This window comes from Enterobacter sp. 4974935 (genome assembly GCF_058661735.1).
In genome coordinates this window covers 874,282-894,349 of the sequence record NZ_JBZWGT010000003.1, presented here as the reverse complement: position 1 = coordinate 894,349, position 20,068 = coordinate 874,282, and the positions used below count along the sequence as shown (strand labels likewise).

Genomic DNA, 20,068 nt, shown 5'->3' with positions numbered 1-20,068 from the left:
CTATGAGTGAATTTAAAGACATTCCCGTGCGCTTATCGCAAAATAAGTTTACGTTATCCGATTCTGAATTACAGCGTATCGGGCAACTGATCTATCGCCGCGCCGGGATTGTGGTCAACGCACAAAAACGAGAGATGATTTTTAATCGTTTATCACGGCGGCTACGGGCGCTGGGGATTGACACATTTCTTGAGTACATCAGCATTCTGGAATCCCACAGCGAGCATCCGGAATGGCAGAACTTTGTCAACGCGCTGACAACCAATCTGACCTCTTTCTTTCGCGAAACCTACCATTTCCCGGTGCTCGCAGAACACGCCCGCCAGCGGCCCAACGGCTACCGCGTCTGGTGTACTGCTGCTTCTACCGGGGAAGAACCTTGCTCCATCGCCATGACGCTGGACGAGGCCCTGGGTAGCGCGACGGGAGGGCCACGCGTCTGGGCCTCTGACATTGATACCGAGGTTTTGGCCAAAGCCGAGGCAGGGGTCTACCGCTTGTCCGACCTGCATTCGCTGACCCTGGTGCAAAAACGCCACTATTTTTTGCGCGGCTCGGGTGAAAACAGCGATCGGGTGAAGGTAAAGCCAGAACTGCTGGCCGCTATTCACTATCAGCGACTCAACTTGCTGGACAATAACTGGCCGCTGCCCGGACCGTTTGACGCCATCTTTTGCCGCAACGTGATGATCTATTTCGATGCACCGACGCAGAAGCGTCTGCTTGAGCGCTTTGCCCGCATGCTGAAGCCAGACGGCCTGCTGTTTGTTGGACACTCTGAACATTTTAACCATCCGCACATCCCACTCAGGCTTCGCGGCCAGTCGGTGTATGAGCTTACGGAGGCCTTACGGTGAAACGGATACGGGTGCTGACAGTTGATGATTCTGCGCTTATGCGCAACATCCTGAGCGCAGTGATCAATCAACAACCAGATATGGAGATGGTCGGCACCGCGCCAGATCCGCTGATCGCACGCGAGATGATTAAGCAGCTCAACCCCGACGTGCTGACGCTGGATATCGACATGCCGAAAATGGACGGGCTGGAGTTTCTCTCCCGTTTGATGCGCCTGCGTCCCATGCCGGTGGTGATGATCTCCTCGATGACCACCCGAGGTTCGAAGGCGACAATGGCCGCGCTGGAACACGGCGCCGTCGATTTTCTTGCCAAACCCGATCAGCGTATTGCCGGAAATCTGGAACTGTGGGGTGTGCAGGTTGCAGAGAAGATCCGTATTGCCGCGAAGGCAAAACTGTGGCGTCAGGCTGAAGCAGCCGCGCCGATACTGCGGGGCATTACCGTGGACCCGCAAAGCATTATGGCGATTGGATCCTCGACCGGCGGGACGGAGGCGCTCCGCCAGGTATTAACGCCGCTGCCGGCCAGCGTCCCCGGCATTCTCATCGCCCAGCATATGCCCGCCGGATTTACCCGCTCGTTCGCCCAGCGTCTTGATTCACTTTGCCAGATAAAGGTGCATGAAGCGGATGACGGCGAACCGGTCCTTCCGGGTACGGCCTTGATCGCCCCCGGCGATAAGCATATGGAGATCGTCCGTCACGGAAAAGGGTACGCCGTCAGGCTGACCAACGCGCCCCCCGTCAACCGTCATCGCCCGTCTGTAGACGTTCTGTTTAACTCCGTTGCCCAGCTGGTGGGCGCACATGCCAGCGCCGCCATCCTGACCGGTATGGGAGCCGACGGTGCGCGCGGGTTGCTGGCGTTGCGCGAAGCAGGCGCGTTTACCCTCGCCCAGAGCGAAGCGAGCTGCGTGGTATTCGGTATGCCTCGCGAAGCGATTGCCCTTGGTGCCGCCCGGGAGATTGTCGATCTCAATAAAATTAGCCAGCGACTGCTGGAGAGTTTCAGCCATAAACCACGACGTTCAGGAGAGAACACACATGTCGGATAAAAACCTGCGTTTTTTGGTGGTGGACGATTTTGCCACCATGAGACGTATCGTACGTAACCTGCTTCAGGATCTGGGCTATTCAAATATTGAAGAAGCGGAAGATGGTCAGGACGCGCTGAACAAGCTGCGCGCCGGTGAGTTTGATTTCGTGGTGAGCGACTGGAATATGCCTAACCTTGATGGGCTTGAGCTGCTGAAAACCATTCGCCTCGATCCGGCGATGTCAAAGCTGCCGGTACTGATGGTCACTGCGGAAGCAAAGCGGGAAAACATTATCGCCGCCGCGCAGGCGGGTGCCAACGGTTACATCGTTAAACCGTTTACTGCCGCCACGCTTGAAGAAAAGCTTGGCAAAATTTTTGAAAAACTCGGGTGAATACTATGACCACTCAGCCTGGCGAGATCGCGGAACCGCCGAAGGATCTCTTTTTGCGTATCGGTCAATTAACCCGGCTGCTGCGCGACAGTATGGCAAATCTTGGCCTGGAGCAGGCCATTAAAGAAGTCGCGGACGCGTTTCCCAATACGCGCGACCGTCTTAACTACGTTGTGGGCAAAACGTCTCAGGCCGCCGATCGTGCGCTGACGGCCGTCGAGGTGGCACGACCGCTCCAGGAAAAATTAGGTGAAAATGCCGGTAAGCTTACTGAACGGTGGGACGCCTGGTTTGAAGCGCCACAGCCGTTTGACGAGGCGCGCGAACTGGTAAAAGAGACACGTACCTTTCTGCTGGACGTGCCGGCCACCGCGCAGCAAACCAACCAACAGCTCACCGAAATAATGATGGCGCAAGACTTCCAGGATCTCACCGGTCAGGTGCTGCAAAGCCTGATGCAGGTGATCCAGACCGTCGAGACCGAGCTCATCAGCGTGCTGGTTGAAAACATGCGCGAACGTGACGCGGGTATCGAACAGAGCGGTGACGCCCATCTCAAGAACGGCCCGCAGATTGATACCAGCGTCGCCGGGATTGTCGCCTCGCAGGAACAGGTGGATGACCTGCTGGAGTCGCTGGGCTTTTGATGACCCCAGGCCAACACTATGTCTGAAGAGAGCGAAAGCGACAAAACAGAAGACCCCACACCCCACCGAAAACAGAAAGCACGGGAGGAAGGCCAGGTTCCGCGTTCGCGCGAGCTGACCACCCTTGCCATGCTTCTGGTGGGCTGGGGGCTTATCGTCGGCGCAGGTAGTCATCTGGCGACGCAGCTTGAAACTATTCTGCACAACGGGCTGACCTTTGATCGGCTGCTGATCCGCGACCCGCAGAATATGTTACGTCGTGCCGCCTCGCTGTTGAGCATGGCCTTTCTCGCTATTCTGCCCTTCGCCGGTGGGCTGTACGTGACCGCAATAACGGCACCGTCGATTATCGGCGGCCTGAACGCAAGCAGTAAGGCGCTAAAGGTTAACCTCAAAAAACTGAATCCCGTTACCGGCATTAAGCGCCTTTTCTCTGCCCAAATGGTATCAGAGATGATCAAAAGCATCCTCAAGGTGCTGTTGGCCGCCACCGGGGGAGGTCTGTTTTTAATGCTCAATAAAAGCAGGTTCATCAATTTAATGTATGAACCGCTGGGCGGCGCGCTAACCGATATCAGCAAACTGCTGATTGGCTGCATGCTGTACGTGATTTTGTCACTGATCCCCATGGTGGCCTTCGACGTGATTTATCAGCTCTGGAGCAACTTTAAGAAGCTGAGAATGAGCCGCCAGGAAATAAAGGATGAATTCAAAAACCAGGAAGGTGATCCGCACATTAAGGGTCGCGTCAGGCAGATTCAGCGCCAGATGGCACAAAACCGCATGATGGCCGAGGTGCCCGCCGCCGATGTGGTCGTCAACAACCCGACCCACTATTCCGTGGCGCTGAAGTATCAGGAAGGCACCATGGGCGCGCCGGTCGTCGTCGCAAGCGGCAGTGGCCTTATTGCCCTGCGCATCCGCGAGTTGGCTGAAGAAAATCGGGTTCCGATGCTGGAAGCGCCACCGCTGGCGCGCGCGCTTTACCGGCACTGCGAGCCGGGTCAGCCGGTGCCCGGTGAATTATATAACGCTGTTGCCGAAGTCCTGGCCTGGGTATATAGCCTGCGCCGGTGGCGTAAAGGCGTTGGCTTGCGCCCAACAGAACCTAAAGATTTGCCGGTTCCTCCGGCGCTCGATTTTGCACAAGAGAGTAAAGAGTAATGGCTAATATCGCCACCAAATTACGTTTGCCCGGCATGAAGGAGACCCAGTGGCAGGTACTGGCTGGTCCAGTCCTGATCATGACCATTCTTGCGATGATGATCCTGCCGCTGCCAACCTTCGTGTTGGATTTGCTGTTCACCTTCAATATTGTACTGGCGATTATGATCCTTCTGGTCGCCATGTTTACCCAGAATACGCTGGAGTTTTCCGCCTTCCCGACGGTACTGCTCTTCTCAACGCTGCTTCGCCTGGCGCTCAACGTGGCCTCAACGCGCGTCATCCTGATGCATGGCCATAATGGTGCGGACGCCGCGGGCCAGGTCATCGAAGCGTTCGGTCACTTCCTGGTAGGCGGCAACTTTGCCATCGGCATTGTCGTATTTATCATACTGATAATTATTAACTTTATGGTTATCACCAAGGGGGCCGGGCGTATTGCAGAAGTGGGCGCTCGCTTTACCCTTGACGGTATGCCCGGTAAACAAATGGCCATCGATGCCGACCTGAACGCCGGTCTGATCGGCGAGGAGGAGGCCAAACGCCGTCGAAAAGAGGTGACTCAGGAGGCCGATTTCTACGGCTCCATGGACGGTGCGAGCAAATTTGTACGTGGCGATGCCATCGCAGGCCTGCTGATCATGGCAATAAACATTATCGGCGGCCTGATTATTGGCGTAATGCAGCATGATATGACCCTCAGCGCAGCGGGAGAAGCCTACACGCTGTTGACCATCGGTGATGGCCTGGTTGCGCAGATCCCTGGACTTGTGATCTCCACCGCAGCAGGTGTCGTTGTAACGCGTGTGGTCAACGAGCAGGACGTAGGCGAGCAGATGGTCGGCCAGCTGTTTACCTCGCCTCGCGTGCTTGCCCTCTCTGCGGCCGTAATCGGTTTGCTGGGGCTAATCCCTGGCATGCCCAATCTGGTCTTTTTACTCTTTACCTCCTCACTTTTAGGCATTGCATGGTGGCTGCGGGGCCAGGAAGGTAAGGCGAAAAAAACGGGCGCAGCCCCCTCCGCCCCTACCCGAGCTGAAGCCGACGTGGCGCAGGTTAATGAAGCGACATGGTCTGACGTGCAGATGGAAGATGTACTGGGGCTGGAGGTTGGCTATCGACTGATCCCTATGGTCGATCATGAACAGCAGGGCCAACTATTAACCCGCGTACGGGGTATTCGTAAGAAGTTCGCGCAGCAGATGGGCTTTCTGCCGCCAGCAGTTCATATTCGCGATAATCTCGACCTGCCGCCGACTCACTATCGTATTCTGCTAAAAGGGGTGAAGATTGGTAAAGGCGAGGTCCAGCCCGATCGCTGGATGGCGATCGATCCAGGCTGTGCAGAGGGAGAAGTGCCCGGTACGCCCTGTAAAGAACCGACCTTTGGACTTCCCGCTCTATGGATAGATGAAGTCCATCGCGAGCTGGCGCAGACGCTGGGCTATACCGTAGTGGATCCGTGCTCCGTCGTCGCTACGCACCTGAACCACCTTATCAGCACCCACACGGACGAACTTTTTGGTCGCCAGGAGGCGCAGCAGCTGCTTGACCAGCTCACCAAACAGTCGCCGAAGCTGATAGAGGATTTGATCCCGGGGGTAATCAGCCTGACCACGCTGCACAAAGTACTGCAAAATTTGCTCTCCGAGCGCGTGCCGATCCGCGATATGCGGACCATTATCGACACGCTTGCTGAGTATGCCACTCCCCAGTCCGACGCTGACGAGCTGACGGCCCGCGTGCGCGCTCGCCTCTCCCGGGCGATTACGCAGCAGTGGTTCCCTGGCGACGATGATATCCAAATAATCGGCCTTGATATGTCACTTGAGCAGTTGCTGGTACAGGCAACCCAGAGCGGAAGCGCTATCGAGCCGGGAATTGCCGAGAATTTAATGAAACAGACCGAGCAGGCGTTGCAGCATCAGGAAGCGCTGGGTGCGCCACCGGTCCTGCTGGTGAACCCGGCGCTGCGTTTGATGCTGTCCCGCTATCTTCGTCGCATCTTCCCTCAGCTTGCAGTGCTCTCCAGCCAGGAGATAAACACACAGCGCAACGTGAGAATGACGTATCTCATTGGAGGTAAATCGTGATAAGAGCCGCCTTGCTTGTTCTGCTGCTTGCGCCACCGGCGTTTGCTGCGGACGGTTCATGGAGCAGCCATAGTTTTGGCGGCACGCTCTCGCGCGGCAAGCAGGTACTGAAAAGTCGCCCAGTTCAGCCCGCCGCGCCCCTTCCGAAAGGGGTTACGCCGACGCATCTGCTGTGGAAGATTACACCGGACGGCCCCACGCCGTCGGGCTTTCGCATTCGCGTCTGTAACAACCTGCGCTGTCTGATGCTTAGGGAACTGGCGGGCGAAATCCAGTTGCCAGCGGGTTTCCCGGCCGCGGGCCCCTTTCGCTTTGAGTATCAGTCGGTAGCGCGCGGCGAAATGACGCCGCCGCTGACAATACTGAAAAATGAAATCACAATAAGGTATCGCGGTAAGGGGCCATCGGCGCCTTAAGAGAGGTCCCGACAAACGGTACCGCTCTGGCGCTATCCTGCCTTAAACCTCAGCACCTCATTTATCTCGCCCAGCGCCCCCTCACACGCCAGCGCCAGCACCATCAGCGCCGTCTCATCCTCCTGCACCGATAACATCTCCATCCCCACCGGCAGACCGATACGGCTTACGCCGCACGGCAACGTTATAGCTGGCAGGCCGCTGATGGCGGCCAGTTCCGGCGCGCAGCCTGGCGGCATCTTCGCCATACTTTCTGGTAACCGTTGTACGGTGGGATACACAAATCCGTCGATGCGCTGCGCCTCCGCCACCAGGCAAAGGCTCTGCCGTAACAGGCGCTGAAAGCGACGCCCCGCCAGCCAGTGCGGGGTTTTCAGCGTGTTACTCACCAGCATCTGACGTAGAAACGGCGCAAACTCTGGCAGGAAAGCGCCGGAGTCCACAATGCTTGTTAGTCCGGAGGGAGCGCCAGGCTGTTTGCTAAGCCAGTCGTCAATCGCCACGCGAAATTCATACAGGCTCAGGCATGTCGCCTGACTTACGTCGTCCAGCAAAGGTAATGATACCTTCACCAGCGTTGCTCCGGCACGACGCAACGTGTGCAGCGCCGACTGCCAGACCTCCAGCTGTACCTCATCCTCTCCCTGTAACGCGGTTACCACACCAAAGCGAACGCCTTTCAGCGAACGCACAGGAAGCGCAACCGGTGGCAAACCATGGATCACCGCATGCAGCAAGGCGGCATCTTCAACGCTATGTACCATTGGCCCAACGGTATCTTTGCTGGGCGAGAGCGGCGCCACGCCATCCAGCTGTGAACGGCGAAAAGCAGGCCGTAGCCCCACCAGCCCGGTATAGCTACAGGGAATGCGGATAGAGCCGCCGGTATCGGTACCCAATGCGCCATCCGCCATCCCCGCCGCCACCGCCGCGGCGCATCCTCCGCTGGAACCTCCGGCGGTGAGTGACGGGCGAAGCGGGTTTGCCACATCGCCCCCCAGCGAGCTTCGCGAGCGCACGTCAAAAGCAAACTCGGACATATTCGCTCTGGCGAGGATAATCGCTCCTGCCCTGCGCAACCGCTGTATAACAAGCGCATCCGACGTCGCGTTAAGTGAGGCCAGCGCCCGGCAGCCAAGAGTAATGGGCATCGGTGCGCAGGCAATATTATCTTTGACGATCAACGGCACGCCGTGCAGGGGGCCGATCGGCTCCCCGCGTCGACGCTGCTGCTGATGCTGTTCCGCCTGAGACATGGCGTCAGGGTTAACCCCGAGGATCGCGTTGAGCGCCCGGTGCTGCTGAATGACGTCGAGACGGCGGGCAATTTCCTCCGGGCAGTCGTCTGGCGGTATCAGGCGCTTCATAGTCTCAGGCTCCCTCGTGATGAAAACCGGGCAGAAGGCTGCCCGGGATACGTTTTAGTCCCGCATGCCGGTAGTAATGGCATCAATGTCCTGCGGACGCAGACGAATTTCCGCCGCCCGTCGGTGCCCCTGCATCCCCTCGGTACGGCTCTGGCGGATCGCCGGTTCTGCGATTGCCGGGATACCCTGCTCGTCAATCCACTGATGGGTACAGATTTTGACGTACGCCCCAACCCACAGACCGCCGGTATAGCGTGCCGCCGCCATCGTCGGTAACGTATGGTTGGTGCCGCAGCATTTATCAGAGAACACCACGCTGGCGTTCTGACCAATAAACAGCGAGCCATAGTTGCGGATCTTCGCCGCCGTCGCGTGCGGATCGCGGGTATGCACCTGCAAATGCTCCGTCGCCATATGGTCAGCAAACGCAATCAGCTGCGCTTCATCTTCGCAGAGCACAATCTCACCCTGCCGGCGCCACGCCTCCCCCGCCGTGGCGGCCGTTGGCAGGCTGGCAAGCTGACGCTCAACCTCCGCCAGGGTACGCTCAGCGATATCCCGGCTGGTTGTCGCCAGCCCGACGCGGGTATGAATATCGTGTTCTGCCTGCGCCAGCATATCGGCGGCCAGAATGCGCGGATCGGCGCTGTCGTCAGCGATAGTGAAAATCTCGCTCGGCCCGGCGAGGGCATCAATGCCGACTCGACCAAACACCTGGCGTTTCGCTTCGTTAACGAAGGCGTTGCCTGGCCCAACGATTTTGTCCACCGATGGAATGCTCTCCGTTCCCCAGGCCATGGCCGCAATGGCCTGCGCGCCACCTACCCTGAAAATGCGGTGCGCGCCCGCCAGATGGCAAACCGCGATCATCGCCGGATGCGCTCCCGGCGGCAGACAGGCGATGATCTGTTCGCAGCCCGCCACCGTCGCAGGGACAATCGACATCACCGGCGCAGAGAGGATCGGGTAACGCCCACCCGGCACGTAGCAGCCCACCGTCTGCACCGGGATGATCCGGTGACCGAGATGCACTCCAGGCAGCGTCTCAACTTCCAGCGGCTGCATGGTCGCCAGCTGCGCCTGCGCAAAACGACGCACCTGATTAATAGCAAACTCGCTGTCGCGGCGCGTCTGGGCATCCATCCCCTCCAGTGCTTCGGCGATCTCCTGCTCGCTCACCTCAAAGTGCGTCGGCACGACGTTATCAAACTGCTGCGAAAAGGCTCTTAGCGCCGTATCGCCTTCGGTTTTCACGCGCTCGATAATGGCGCTGACCTTCTCCGTCAGGGAACGATCGGCCTGCGCATCCTGCCCCTGCGGGCGCTTAATCCAGCTCACCTGATTTAACATTTACGCGTCCTCCATCTGGCCGAGTTTGATTTGCGCCAGCAGCGCCAGGTGGTCATACACGACCCATTCATCAACAATTTTGCCGTTGACGATGTGGTAGTGCGACATGCCCATCACGAACAGTCGTTCTCCGGTCGGCTTGCCCAGTTCGCCGTAACCCAGGTGATGCCCTTCGATGATCCAGCGAACCGCCACTTTGACGCCGCCTTCATCGCACGGGTTGGAACAGATATGCTGCGGCAGCCACGCGCCGTCAGGGATCATCCCCACCAGCGCCAGCGTCTGATGGGTTACCGCCGCGGTGCCGTACAGCTCTTTCATCAGCGGGCCATGCCACTGCACGTTAGGGGCGTAAACCTCTTTGATTTTGCCGAACATCCGACGATTGTAGATCTCGTGCAGCCAGCGCAGACACTGCTCTTCCGTATCGGTGTGTGCAATGGATACATCGCACTCCATCTCCGGCGGATATTGTCCCAGCATGCGGCCATTTTCGCCGATGTCCATCACGCGGAAGCCTTTATCAAACTGCTCCTTTGCCATATTAAATGCGATTTGATCGGTATTCAGGCCAAGCTGTTTCATTAACGACATGTTGTCGCTGACTACCCACTCCCGGTAAATTTTATTCTCGTGGATCATACAATCCGCCACGGTACGGGTAACGAAGGTGCGGTTGGTCGGCTTGCCTAAATGGCTGTGCTGGGTATGCCGCCCGCTTCCCGTCACCAGGTGAGAGGTATAAAAACCGTCAACATCATTTCCGTTCCAGATAACCTGGGTTGCCATGCCGCGCCGCTCCGGGAAGGCAATTAAGCGTTGCAGCGTATCCTGTACCACCTGCTCACGGTTATAGAGTGTCCCCAGCGCGTTATACAGCACGCAGTTATGGGTATAGTGAGAATAAATTAAGCCGACATCGCGCTCGTCCCATATTTTATGGGTGCAGCGAACTATATAATCGACAATATCGGTATAGCAGTCATCAAAGCCGCGTAATGATTGCACGCGCGGTCTTTTTTCCGGTACCAGATCGACAAAATCACGACGTTCCACCTGTAATACAGGTTCCTCTTTCAGCGATTTCACGCTGCTTTTTTCGGGTACGGCTGGTGCTTTATTTGTTGCTTCGGTGGAAGACATATAAACTCCTGCTCTGTTTTCAGACAATAAGAACCCGCACCCGTAAGTGAGGGTGAATTAAACTCGATTATTTTCGGCAGCCAGAATAAGGGGGCTGCCGCCCCTGTTAATTCACTATTTGCGACCAGATCGCTAATTCATCGATCCCCAGATATTCACGGAAAATTAAACCATCACGTAATTCAAGCTGGCTGATACCGGTAATTGATATGGGTTTACGGGTTGGCGCACCAAATTTGCCGTAACCGTCATGCCAGGTTAATAACGACCAGCGCAGGGAAAGCCGAATCGGCTCGTTAAGATCTTTACGCACAATCAGATGATGGAGCTGCGTTTCGCTGTCGGCAAATGAAGCGCGGTAGCCAGAAAGCTGTGCGCCAATTTCCTGCTCACCGGTGCAGAGGCAATGACCCGGCGCGTAAAGCGTCGCCGCCGGGTGATAGAGACCGGGCACCACGCCACTGTTACCGCCCGCCCACATGGTTAAGTAGCGCTCAACGACGCCTGCCAGCGCCCCTTCTACGTCGTCGCCCTCGGGCCCGCCCGCCCAGCGGGCATCCAGCGTCTCGGCAGAGACCGCCTCCACGCCAAGCTGCTGGCGCATGGTCGCCAGGTTAAAGGCAAATTCGCGGATATCCAGCCCCAGTTGCGCCACAATCGCTGCACGATCCTGAAGCAGCCACTCCTGGCGTACGGCCCCATCAACACAGATGCGATCGGCCCAGGTGCGGACCCAGACATTTTTCCCGGTCGGCGGGCCAAAAAACCCCTCCCCCTGATGCTGAATGCGGGCTACGGTACGCTGAGCCGCATAGTACTCGTCCCCCGGGTTCTGGCTGCACAGAATATCCTCCGTCAGCACCGCTCGCTGCGGGAAGCTGTGCATCGCCTCAAGCGTCAGGCGCATAAACTGGGAAAGCTCATGCAGCTGTTTTTCGGGGGTAGTGAAAACCACCGGCGTAGCGTAAAAATCCGCCAGCTGGCCGATATCTTTCTGCTCCCACACCACGTGCGTCAGCGTCAAAATGAACTGCTGGATAGAGTCGAATTGAGGGCTGAAGCCCCGCAATCTGGTCATGTGCGCTCCTTAGACTGGAATAGCGTTAAACCATTGGTTTCGATAACGCCGCTGCGTGGGCGACGCGCCGAGTGGCGTATCACCAGCGTACCGGGCACCGTAATCTGTTCAGGCTCTATGGTTCCGCTGTCAATTTGCTTCATTAACAGTTCCACCGTGGCATCTACCATCGCGCCGACCGGCTGCGACGCCGAGGTCAACGCATAAGAGGGCCAGCCGGAAGGGCCGATGTCGTCATACCCGACAATGGAGACCTCCTCCGGAATGCGCAAACCAAACTCATAGCGCGCCACATCCATTACCGTGACGGCCATATGATCGTTGGCGACAAAGACCGCATCCGGCGCTGGCGACGCCGAAAACAGGGTATAAGCCGCCCGGGTGGTTTGCTGAGCGTCGTAATTCCCGTGCACCACCCGCACATCGGTGATGCCATGTTCTTCCAGCGTGGAGATGAACCCGCGCTGGCGGGCGATATTGACCGGGGAATCCGCCACGCCGCCCACGTAGGCAAAACGCTTGTGCTCCCCCGCCAGCAGAAACTCGGCAATCTGCCGCGCGGCCGCTTCGTTATTACTGTTGACGCTGGAGGCCATGCCACTCTCTTCGCTGCGGTTAAACAGCACTACCGGGATCCCGGCGGCAAGACACTCCTCGGACAACTCCAGCGACAGCGTCACCGAGGCCAGCACAATGCCATCCACCCGGTACTGCATTATCTGGTCAAAAATACGGTCAACGTTACCGTCCCGGTCGCCAACGAACAGCAGCAGGTGATAGTTCAGCGTATCCAGCTTTTGTGCCAGCGCCTCCAGCACCTGCGAGTAAAAGGGGTTATCAAAGTAAGAAATGACGACACCGATAATGCGCGAACGCGCCGTGTTGAGCGAACGGGCTATCGCATTCGGGCGATAGCCCAACTCGCGCGCCGCCTTCAGCACTTTTTCACGCGTTGCCGGTGAAATGCTGGCCCCCGGCGTGAACGTTCGCGACACCGCAGATTGCGATACCCCCGCCAGCTGAGCGACCTGTTGGGATGTGACTGCTGCAAAAGTCTTACGTTTCATTACCCCTGATTCCTTATCAACGTCCTGCCCATTTGCGCGTGCTTCGAACGCCTCAGCAAGTGGGTGTTTTTTATACTTACACCACCTTTGCATGCGTATGCAACACAAAAAATTAAAATTCTCACAACAAGATCGAGATCACTTTACAAACATGAAACCTTTTCGTAACTTCAAATCTTGAATACGTATGCAAAGAGTTTTCATACCGTCAAAGGTACCGGAGAGAACAGGAGTCGCCCAAAGGATTGAACCGGTAAACGTCGTCCCTGACTGGTTATAACCCATTAATTCTTAAGAGGTTCAAAACCATGTTTCAAGCACTGTTACGCCGTCGGGAAGCCCGGCTCTTTTTCATCATCAGCATCCTGTTCTTTATCTGCATCCATAGCATTGATGCATTCCTGGCCCCCATGATGATCAACCAGGGCATTGAGCCACAGATCATGGGCATCATCATGGGCGCATCCGGGCTGGCAACCCTTCTGATACGCTTCCCGTTAGGCATTATTTCCGACGTGGTTAAAAGCCGCAGGATCTTCATCCAGATTGGCCTGCTGCTGCCAATTATCGCCTGGCCAATTGCCTGGCTTGAACCCAATGCCATTACGCTGTATCTGGCGAAAGCGGCAGACGGCGTCACGGCGGCGACATGGGTGCTGTACAACATCCTGTTCATGCGTTACTTCGGTCGCAACGAAGCCCCTGCCGCCGTCGCGCTGCTGGCGCTGGCAGGGCCCATCGGCGTGTTTCTCGGCAACTGTATTGGCGCGGTGCTGATTCACTATTTTGCCAATAACATCGCCTTTTTTGTCTCCTGCATCTCCGCCCTGGTGGCGTTGATCCTAACGACCCGCATTCAGGACGTGCACGACCCGGTGCAGGCCCCCACGCTTAAAGCCTGCATCACCGGCGCGCGCCAGCAGCTGGCCGACCGTTCCGTCTGGCTGATTGGCATCCTGGCGACCGTCGTCATTCTGGTACCCTTCGCCACCCGGGACACGCTGACGCCGGTCTACGCCGAACAGCTCGGCGCCCGGGCGGGGATCCTCGCGGTGCTCGGAAACATCCACCTTCTGTTTTACGGGCTGGCCATCGCCCTGTGCAGCTCGGTGTTTTATCAGCGCCTTGGGCTGGTAAAAACCGCCGTGCTCGGCATCGTTTTACAGGTGATCTCCACCTTCGGCATTCCCTTTACCAGCAATATGTACGTCATTTACCTGTGGCAGGCGCTGGCAGGTTTTTCGTTCGGTATGGCCTTTGCCGCATTCATGTCGCTCAGCGTAGTGAATACCTCGTCTGATGAACAATCCACGCGAATGGGACTATTCCAGACCATTTATTCCTGCGGCATGTTTGTCGGGCCGGTAATGATGGGCGTAATGATGCAACATATTAACCTGTCGTCCGGTTATATATTGATTGCCGCCCTTTCCGTTGTGGCCGCTATTGCCACACCGCTGTCCGCTCGATGGGTATATGCCCGTAAAACGCAAACCTCAGCCCAATTATTAAAAAACGGTGCGTACGCCGCCGCGCCGGATCAATAACCCACTTAGAAGTAAACACCCTTTCCCGGTCTGCCGGGAGGACAACTGACATCTAAAAAAGGTAAGGAGAAGCGTGTGTCCTGGAAATTAAAAACCGGTAAATCTACCGAAGAGCGCCAGCAAGCCAACCAGCAAATAAGAGAAACGGTTGAGCAAATACTTGCGGATATTGAAAAACGTGGAAATAAAGCCATTCGCGAATTATCCATTAAATTCGATCGTTATGACCGTCAGGATTATCGTCTGACCCCCGCGGAGATCGACCGCTGCATAAAACAGTTAAGCCGCCAGGATATTCAGGATATTGAATTCGCCCAACAGCAGGTGGCGAATTTTGCCCGCGCGCAGAAAGAATGCCTGCGGGATCTGGAAATTGAAACGCGTCCCGGCGTTATTCTCGGGCATAAAAATATTCCGATTAACGCCGTGGGATGTTACGTGCCTGGCGGAAAATATCCCCTGCTCGCCTCCGCGCACATGTCGATTATCACCGCCAGCGTGGCGGGGTGCTCAAGAATTATCAGCTGTGCCCCGCCGTTTAACGGTCAGCCCGCCCCGGCGATTGTCGCGGCGCAAAAAATGGCTGGCGCAACGGAAATCTATGCCCTTGGCGGCATTCAGGCGATAGGCGCCATGGCGCTGGGCACGGACTCGCTGGCACCAGTCGACATGCTGGTCGGCCCCGGTAACGCCTTCGTCGCGGAGGCCAAACGCCAGCTGTTCGGCCGGGTAGGTATCGATCTGTTTGCCGGTCCGACGGAAACGCTGGTGATTGCCGATGACACCGTTGACGCGGAAATGTGCGCCACGGATCTGCTGGGCCAGGCCGAACACGGCGTCACCACCCCTGCCATCCTGCTGACGAACTCGCTCCAGCTTGCCAAAGAGACGCTCAGCGAAGTGGAACGGCTGCTGGAAAAGCTCCCTACCGCCGACATTGCCCGCCAGTCCTGGCAGGACTACGGGGAAATCATCGTCTGCGACAGCTACGAAGAGATGCTGCTGGAGGCAGATCGTATCGCTTCCGAACATGTTCAGGTGATGACCGACCGGGACGACTGGTTCCTGGCTAACCTGACCAATTACGGCGCGCTGTTCCTTGGGCCGCGTACTAACGTGGCCTACGGCGATAAGGTGATCGGAACCAACCACACCCTGCCGACGCAAAAAGCCGCACGCTATACCGGCGGCCTGTGGGTGGGCAAGTTCATGAAAACCTGCACCTTCCAGAAAGTCCTCAGCGACGAAGCCACCGCCGAAATCGGCAGCTATTGTTCGCGTCTGTCGCTGCTGGAAGGGTTCGCCGGACATGCCGAGCAGGCCAATATTCGCGTGCGCCGTTATGGCCAGACGGAGGTTCCCTACGCCACACCGGCCCCGGTCAGGGAAAAGGTGTAAGCCATGACGCTTTTGCAAACGCCCTCTTTCACCCTGCACGGCAAACGCGCGCTGGTAACCGGCGGGTCAAGAGGGATTGGCTTCGCTGCCGCCGTCGCCCTTGCACAGGCGGGCGCAGAGGTATGGATCGCCGCCCGGGGCCGCGAGGCGCTGGCGCATGCCGCAAGTCTGGCAGCGGAACACAGGCTCGCATTTCACCCGCTGGAGCTGGATATTACCGACGCTCAGGAGGTGGAGCGTGTGCTGGCGACATTGCCCACGCCCGACATTCTGGTGAACAGTGCCGGGCTGGCACGCCACCAGCCGTTTCTTGAGGTGAACGAGGACAATTTCGATGCGGTGATGGCGCTTAACCTGCGCGCCACCTTTTTTGTCAGCCAGCGCGTGGCGCGCAGAATGCGGGCGGGCGGTAAGGGAGGGTCGATTATTCACATCTCATCGCAAATGGGACACGTTGGTGGCCCCGAGCGTAGCGTGTACTGTGCCTCCAAATTCGCGCTTGAAGGGTTAACCCGAACGATGGCGCTGGAGCTGGGCGATGCGGGGATCCGCGTTAATACGCTGTGCCCGACCTTCATTGAAACCGACCTGACGCGCCCGGCGCTTGCCGATCCGGCGTTCCGCCACTACGTGCTGGACAACATCAAGCTGCGCCGGTTAGGCAGGCTGGAGGACATTATGGGCCCGGTAGTGTTTCTCGCCTCAGATGCCGCCGGGCTGATCACCGGCAGTGCCCTGATGGTTGACGGCGGCTGGACGGCTACGTGAGGGATGCAATGGAATATCCGCTTCTGGACAATACCGATCTGCCACTGGTGCTGCTTGGTGGCACGCTTTGTAACGCCCGGCTCTGGCAGCCCGTTATTGAACGGCTGAATGTCGCAGCGGTGTCGTGTATTACGCTGACGGGTGCGGAGTCCGCGCCGCAGGCGTCACGGCGGTTATTAGAGGTTCTGCCGCCGCGCTTTCTGCTGGCAGGGTTTTCTCTCGGTGCCATAGTCGCGCTGCAAATGGCCGCCGACGCGCCAGAAAGAGTGAACGGGCTGACGCTGATTTCCGTTAATCCGTTGCCCGTTGCGCCAGACACCCTCGCTTCACGCCGGGAAGCGGTACGCACCGCACAGGCGCGGGGCCTGGCCGACTGGCTGGTCTCCTCGCTGTGGCAGAGCTATGTCGCCCCGTCACGTCTGTCCGATCGGATCCTGCAAGAGACTATTTGCCGAATGGCGCAAGAGTGCGGCATTGAGACCTTTGCCGGGCAAACGGAAATGGCCATTCACCGGCAGGACAACCGGACTGCGTTTAACGCCCTCTCCTGCCCCACATTACTTCTAAACGGCGCGCAGGACGTTATCTGTACGCCCCATCATCATCAGCTACTGGCAGCAGGCAACGCGAACGTGACCAGGCATACGGTGGAGGCTGGCGGGCATTTTATTCCGCTGGAAACCCCGGATGAGATCGCGCCGCTGCTGCGTCAGTGGATAACGGAGTGCATACAGTGCGCAAAAACAGTTTAAAGACCGCATTTCTGGAAAATACTCCCATCATAAACGGCTGGCTGGCGATCCCGTCCGGTTATAGCGCGGAAATTATGGGCCATCAGGGTTACGACGCCGTCACCGTCGATTTGCAGCACGGCATGATTGATTTTGCCAGCGCGCTGTCAATGCTACAGGCGCTATCGGCCACGCCTGCCGTGCCGCTGGTGCGGGTGGCAGATAACGATCCGGCGCAAATCATGCGCGTATTAGACGCAGGAGCCTACGGCGTAATCTGCCCGATGATCTCCAGCGCGGAACAGGCTCGCCGTTTTGTCGCTGCCTGTCGCTATCCACCGCTGGGTGTTCGCTCCTTTGGTCCGGCCAGAGGTCTACTCTACGGCGGCATTGATTATCCACAGCACGCTAACAACGAGATCCTGACGCTGGCGATGATTGAAACCCGCGAAGGGCTGGCTGATCTTGACGCCATCCTTGATACCGAAGGGCTGGACGGTGTGTTTATTGGCCCCAACGATCTCTCACTGACGCTGACCGGCAGCGCCAGCGCCGAATCGCAACATCCCGAAATGCTTGCTGCTATTGAGCGGGTGATTCACTGCTGCCGCCAGCAGCAGAAGATTGCCGGAATTTTCTGCACTTCCGGCGCGGCCGCCGCAGCGCGCATTGATCAGGGTTTTCAGTTTGTTACCCCTGCAAACGACGTCATGCAACTGGGTCGCGCCTCGCGTGAAGCCATTGCCCTCGCCCGCGGCAACGCTATCCCTACCACCGGTGCATCCGGTTATTAAAAGGAGAAATAATGAAAACCATCCATCTTACCCAGAGTCAGGCTCGAACACGGTTAATCGCCCCCGAGGACATGATTTCCTGTAATCTTGCTTTTATTGATTGCAAGCTACCCGGCTCGCATCTCAAACAAAACTATTCCTTCATCGGCCCGGGTGTAACCCAGTCCAGCGAGCAGGTCGTCAATATTCCCGAGCCGCACGGCTTTAACATTGGCGCGGCGGCTATGCCGAAAGGGGTGACGAATAATCTGCATCTGCATTTCACCGCCGAGGTGTTCCTGATCCATGAAGGAACATGGCGTTTTCGCTGGGGTGCCAACGGCGAGCATGAAGCTGAATTTAGCGCACCCACTATCCTTTCAATACCGACCTGGATCTTCCGCGGTTTCACCAACGTCAGTAAAGAAGAGACCAGCGGTATGGTGTTTACGGTGCTCGGCGGGGACAACACGGGCGGCATCATCTGGCATCCTTCCGTGCTGGCGGCAGCCAGTGAATACGGAATGTATTTGAGTAAAGACAACATGCTCATCACACAGGAAACCGGCGATCCGCGGCCTGACCCCGCCGCGCTGCTGACGCCGCTGTCAGAGGAATATATTGCCGGGCTGCGTGACTACAGCGTTGAGGAGATGCGCCAGCGTGCGGTAACCGGCGATGACCGCTGCTGGTCAGCCCAGGGACTGCTGGATTCGGTGCTGCCAGGACACGGCGGCGAAATTGCGCCGGTTATCGGTTTCGGCATTTCACAGGATCGGGATTCCGCTCCCGCTATCGTGAGCCCGCACGGTTTTTCCGTCGAATGGCTGCGTCTCGCCGAGGATCACGTTGTGGGCCGCCATCTCTGCCCGGATATTCAGGTCATTATGGTCTTTAAAGGCCAGCTGGAGGTCACCTGGAACGAGGCGGGCGAAGAAGTGAGCGTTATCGCTCCGGAACGTTCGGTGATCTCTGTTCCGGCAAACAGCTGGCGTCGCTACCGCGCGGTTGACGGCAAAACGGAGTTTATTCTGACGACCCGCGGCGATCAGCGTAAGCGCCTCTACTGGGATGAAGCGATCCTGCAACAGGCGAGAGAACACAATCGCTGTCTCGATCCCGATGGCTACGTAGCCGATGCCGACATCCTGCCTGCCACGGCCCGTCGGGCCGGTGCGATACTGGAGACATGCAACAGCAACAAAACCTGAATTATCCGTTGAGCTCACTTGCCGGATCCGCTGCGTTCGTTGAGAGGCATGCCAGCCTGCACTTTCAGCCTGTTAACGAACCAGCGTCCGGCCGGGCCGGGCGGATGTTCCTCCTGGTGCACCGCCTGCATGGAAAAACCGGGCCCGACGTCGGGCTGCATCGGCACGTTCAGCGTAACCAGTTTTCCCGCTGCGAGATCTTCCTCGACCATTGGCAGCGGCATATAACCCCACCCCAGTCCGGCACGCAGGAAGGCGTGCTTCGCGCCCATATCCGCTAAATGCCATGTCTTTGACGACATGACGCCAAAGCTTCGGCCCACGGTGAGAGAGGAGCGATCGGTCAGCACCAGCTGGACGTGTTCCTGTAAAAGTGAACGAAGGATCGGACCGGACGCGGTCGCCAGCGGATGCTCAGGGGAGACAACGGCCACCGCAGGCACGCTGAGAAGGAATTCTGAGATGCATCCCGCCGGAAGATGCGGCAGCGATCCGGTTATCGCCACCCGGCAATGACCGTCCAGTAAAGGCTGGAACACCGCCCCCAACGCTTCCACATACAAACGCAGCGGGGTGTCAGGAAATGCCTGCTGAAACGCCTGCACCGCAGCGGTGAGCTGCGCTACGGGAAACATCACGTCGACGGACACCGCCAGTTCAGGCTCAAGACCTTCGGCTAAGGTGCGCGCCTTAGCCTTAAAGGCGTCCATCCCGGCAGTGGCAAGACGCGCCGCTTCCAGCATGGCGACGCCCGCCTCCGTCAGCGTCGGATAACGCCCGGTACGATCGAATAATGGAAACCCGACCTGTGCCTCAAGGTTTGCCAGCGTCGCGCTGACAACCGACTGCGCGCGCCGCAGCCTGCGACCGGCGGCGGAAAAACTCCCTTCATCAACGGCAGCAATAAAGGTGCGGAGTTGATCAACAGACATACCGTCCAGCATGTATCGCTCCAGCAGATGGATCCCATCTAATTATATAGGCTATTCAGATAGGTCAAAGATTACTACTCTCAGTGCATGTT

The 20,068-nt window shown here is 57.7% G+C and carries 19 protein-coding genes; 13 read left to right on the top strand and 6 right to left on the bottom strand.

Going from position 1 to position 20,068, the window contains the following annotated elements; translation table 11 throughout:
* The first annotated feature begins 2 nt into the window (after positions 1–2).
* Genes AC4OVS_RS05470 through AC4OVS_RS05440 form a run of 7 tightly spaced genes read left to right on the top strand, consistent with a single transcriptional unit; the run spans position 3 to position 6,611 of the window.
* Entirely contained in the window at positions 3–857 is an 855-nt protein-coding gene (locus AC4OVS_RS05470; RefSeq protein ID WP_063865302.1) for a CheR family methyltransferase, read from the top strand.
* Positions 854–1,915, top strand: a complete 1,062-nt coding sequence (locus AC4OVS_RS05465) for a protein-glutamate methylesterase/protein-glutamine glutaminase (protein WP_491922238.1) — start codon at positions 854–856, stop codon at positions 1,913–1,915. The genes AC4OVS_RS05470 and AC4OVS_RS05465 overlap by 4 nt, the downstream gene beginning before the upstream one ends.
* On the top strand, positions 1,905–2,291 hold the full coding sequence (gene cheY / locus AC4OVS_RS05460) for a chemotaxis response regulator CheY (RefSeq protein ID WP_015571623.1): 387 nt from the start codon (positions 1,905–1,907) through the stop codon (positions 2,289–2,291). The genes AC4OVS_RS05465 and cheY overlap by 11 nt, the downstream gene beginning before the upstream one ends.
* A gap of 5 nt (positions 2,292–2,296) precedes the next feature.
* Positions 2,297–2,938 (top strand): protein phosphatase CheZ, encoded by a 642-nt coding sequence (gene cheZ / locus AC4OVS_RS05455; RefSeq protein WP_491922237.1) that lies wholly within the window; start codon positions 2,297–2,299, stop codon positions 2,936–2,938.
* An 18-nt stretch (positions 2,939–2,956) separates the two neighbouring features.
* The gene (flhB, locus tag AC4OVS_RS05450) at positions 2,957–4,102 is read left to right on the top strand and encodes a flagellar biosynthesis protein FlhB (RefSeq protein WP_491922236.1); all 1,146 of its coding nucleotides are present in this window, start codon (positions 2,957–2,959) and stop codon (positions 4,100–4,102) included.
* Entirely contained in the window at positions 4,102–6,195 is a 2,094-nt protein-coding gene (gene flhA, locus AC4OVS_RS05445; protein ID WP_491922235.1) for a flagellar biosynthesis protein FlhA, read from the top strand. The genes flhB and flhA overlap by 1 nt, the downstream gene beginning before the upstream one ends.
* Positions 6,192–6,611 carry a flagellar protein FlhE gene (locus tag AC4OVS_RS05440; RefSeq protein ID WP_491922234.1) on the top strand — a complete coding sequence of 140 codons (420 nt, stop codon included), beginning with the start codon at positions 6,192–6,194 and terminating at the stop codon, positions 6,609–6,611. The genes flhA and AC4OVS_RS05440 overlap by 4 nt, the downstream gene beginning before the upstream one ends.
* Before the next feature lie 32 nt (positions 6,612–6,643).
* On the opposite strand, the gene AC4OVS_RS05435 is transcribed toward AC4OVS_RS05440, so the two are convergent.
* The 5 genes from AC4OVS_RS05435 to AC4OVS_RS05415 form a co-directional block, all read right to left on the bottom strand.
* Positions 6,644–7,978 (bottom strand): amidase, encoded by a 1,335-nt coding sequence (locus AC4OVS_RS05435; protein ID WP_491922233.1) that lies wholly within the window; start codon positions 7,976–7,978, stop codon positions 6,644–6,646.
* 54 nt (positions 7,979–8,032) lie between these two features.
* Entirely contained in the window at positions 8,033–9,328 is a 1,296-nt protein-coding gene (gene hisD / locus AC4OVS_RS05430) for a histidinol dehydrogenase (protein WP_063853154.1), read from the bottom strand.
* On the bottom strand, positions 9,329–10,471 hold the full coding sequence (locus tag AC4OVS_RS05425) for a nuclear transport factor 2 family protein (protein ID WP_015571629.1): 1,143 nt from the start codon (positions 10,469–10,471) through the stop codon (positions 9,329–9,331).
* Between the two features lie 106 nt (positions 10,472–10,577).
* The gene (locus tag AC4OVS_RS05420) at positions 10,578–11,549 is read right to left on the bottom strand and encodes a nuclear transport factor 2 family protein (protein WP_410022477.1); all 972 of its coding nucleotides are present in this window, start codon (positions 11,547–11,549) and stop codon (positions 10,578–10,580) included.
* Positions 11,546–12,616 carry a LacI family DNA-binding transcriptional regulator gene (locus AC4OVS_RS05415; protein WP_023298419.1) on the bottom strand — a complete coding sequence of 357 codons (1,071 nt, stop codon included), beginning with the start codon at positions 12,614–12,616 and terminating at the stop codon, positions 11,546–11,548. Before AC4OVS_RS05415 ends, AC4OVS_RS05420 begins: the two co-directional genes overlap by 4 nt.
* A gap of 308 nt (positions 12,617–12,924) precedes the next feature.
* On the opposite strand from AC4OVS_RS05415, the gene AC4OVS_RS05410 reads away from it, so the two are divergent.
* From AC4OVS_RS05410 to AC4OVS_RS05385, 6 genes are all read left to right on the top strand, one after another.
* Complete coding sequence (locus tag AC4OVS_RS05410; RefSeq protein ID WP_022649095.1) at positions 12,925–14,163, top strand: MFS transporter; 1,239 nt, start codon at positions 12,925–12,927, stop codon at positions 14,161–14,163.
* Between the two features lie 75 nt (positions 14,164–14,238).
* Positions 14,239–15,561, top strand: a complete 1,323-nt coding sequence (gene hisD, locus AC4OVS_RS05405) for a histidinol dehydrogenase (RefSeq protein ID WP_022649096.1) — start codon at positions 14,239–14,241, stop codon at positions 15,559–15,561.
* Between the two features lie 3 nt (positions 15,562–15,564).
* Entirely contained in the window at positions 15,565–16,329 is a 765-nt protein-coding gene (locus AC4OVS_RS05400) for an SDR family NAD(P)-dependent oxidoreductase (protein WP_032625875.1), read from the top strand.
* A gap of 8 nt (positions 16,330–16,337) precedes the next feature.
* Positions 16,338–17,081, top strand: coding sequence for an alpha/beta fold hydrolase (locus tag AC4OVS_RS05395; protein WP_023298422.1), 744 nt, complete (start codon positions 16,338–16,340; stop codon positions 17,079–17,081).
* A complete protein-coding gene (locus tag AC4OVS_RS05390) occupies positions 17,063–17,854 on the top strand; it encodes an HpcH/HpaI aldolase family protein (RefSeq protein WP_023306782.1) in 792 nt (263 codons plus the stop codon). Before AC4OVS_RS05395 ends, AC4OVS_RS05390 begins: the two co-directional genes overlap by 19 nt.
* An 11-nt stretch (positions 17,855–17,865) precedes the next feature.
* The gene (locus AC4OVS_RS05385; RefSeq protein ID WP_022649100.1) at positions 17,866–19,044 is read left to right on the top strand and encodes a cupin domain-containing protein; all 1,179 of its coding nucleotides are present in this window, start codon (positions 17,866–17,868) and stop codon (positions 19,042–19,044) included.
* Between the two features lie 14 nt (positions 19,045–19,058).
* Here the strand turns inward: AC4OVS_RS05385 and AC4OVS_RS05380 are convergent, their stop codons facing one another.
* On the bottom strand, positions 19,059–19,988 hold the full coding sequence (locus tag AC4OVS_RS05380) for a LysR family transcriptional regulator (RefSeq protein ID WP_491922232.1): 930 nt from the start codon (positions 19,986–19,988) through the stop codon (positions 19,059–19,061).
* Positions 19,989–20,068: the final 80 nt, after the last annotated feature.

Bases quoted from the DNA above. Each gene is read 5' to 3' on its own strand.
- AC4OVS_RS05420 (WP_410022477.1), bottom strand. From the start codon at position 11,549: ATGACCAGATTGCGGGGCTTCAGCCCTCAATTCGACTCTATCCAGCAG.
- AC4OVS_RS05380 (WP_491922232.1), bottom strand. From the start codon at position 19,988: ATGCTGGACGGTATGTCTGTTGATCAACTCCGCACCTTTATTGCTGCC.
- AC4OVS_RS05425 (WP_015571629.1), bottom strand. From the start codon at position 10,471: ATGTCTTCCACCGAAGCAACAAATAAAGCACCAGCCGTACCCGAAAAA.
- AC4OVS_RS05470 (WP_063865302.1), top strand. From the start codon at position 3: ATGAGTGAATTTAAAGACATTCCCGTGCGCTTATCGCAAAATAAGTTT.
- cheZ (WP_491922237.1), top strand. From the start codon at position 2,297: ATGACCACTCAGCCTGGCGAGATCGCGGAACCGCCGAAGGATCTCTTT.
- AC4OVS_RS05435 (WP_491922233.1), bottom strand. From the start codon at position 7,978: ATGAAGCGCCTGATACCGCCAGACGACTGCCCGGAGGAAATTGCCCGC.
- AC4OVS_RS05395 (WP_023298422.1), top strand. From the start codon at position 16,338: ATGGAATATCCGCTTCTGGACAATACCGATCTGCCACTGGTGCTGCTT.
- flhA (WP_491922235.1), top strand. From the start codon at position 4,102: ATGGCTAATATCGCCACCAAATTACGTTTGCCCGGCATGAAGGAGACC.
- AC4OVS_RS05410 (WP_022649095.1), top strand. From the start codon at position 12,925: ATGTTTCAAGCACTGTTACGCCGTCGGGAAGCCCGGCTCTTTTTCATC.
- cheY (WP_015571623.1), top strand. From the start codon at position 1,905: ATGTCGGATAAAAACCTGCGTTTTTTGGTGGTGGACGATTTTGCCACC.
- flhB (WP_491922236.1), top strand. From the start codon at position 2,957: ATGTCTGAAGAGAGCGAAAGCGACAAAACAGAAGACCCCACACCCCAC.
- hisD (WP_063853154.1), bottom strand. From the start codon at position 9,328: ATGTTAAATCAGGTGAGCTGGATTAAGCGCCCGCAGGGGCAGGATGCG.
- AC4OVS_RS05415 (WP_023298419.1), bottom strand. From the start codon at position 12,616: ATGAAACGTAAGACTTTTGCAGCAGTCACATCCCAACAGGTCGCTCAG.
- AC4OVS_RS05385 (WP_022649100.1), top strand. From the start codon at position 17,866: ATGAAAACCATCCATCTTACCCAGAGTCAGGCTCGAACACGGTTAATC.
- AC4OVS_RS05400 (WP_032625875.1), top strand. From the start codon at position 15,565: ATGACGCTTTTGCAAACGCCCTCTTTCACCCTGCACGGCAAACGCGCG.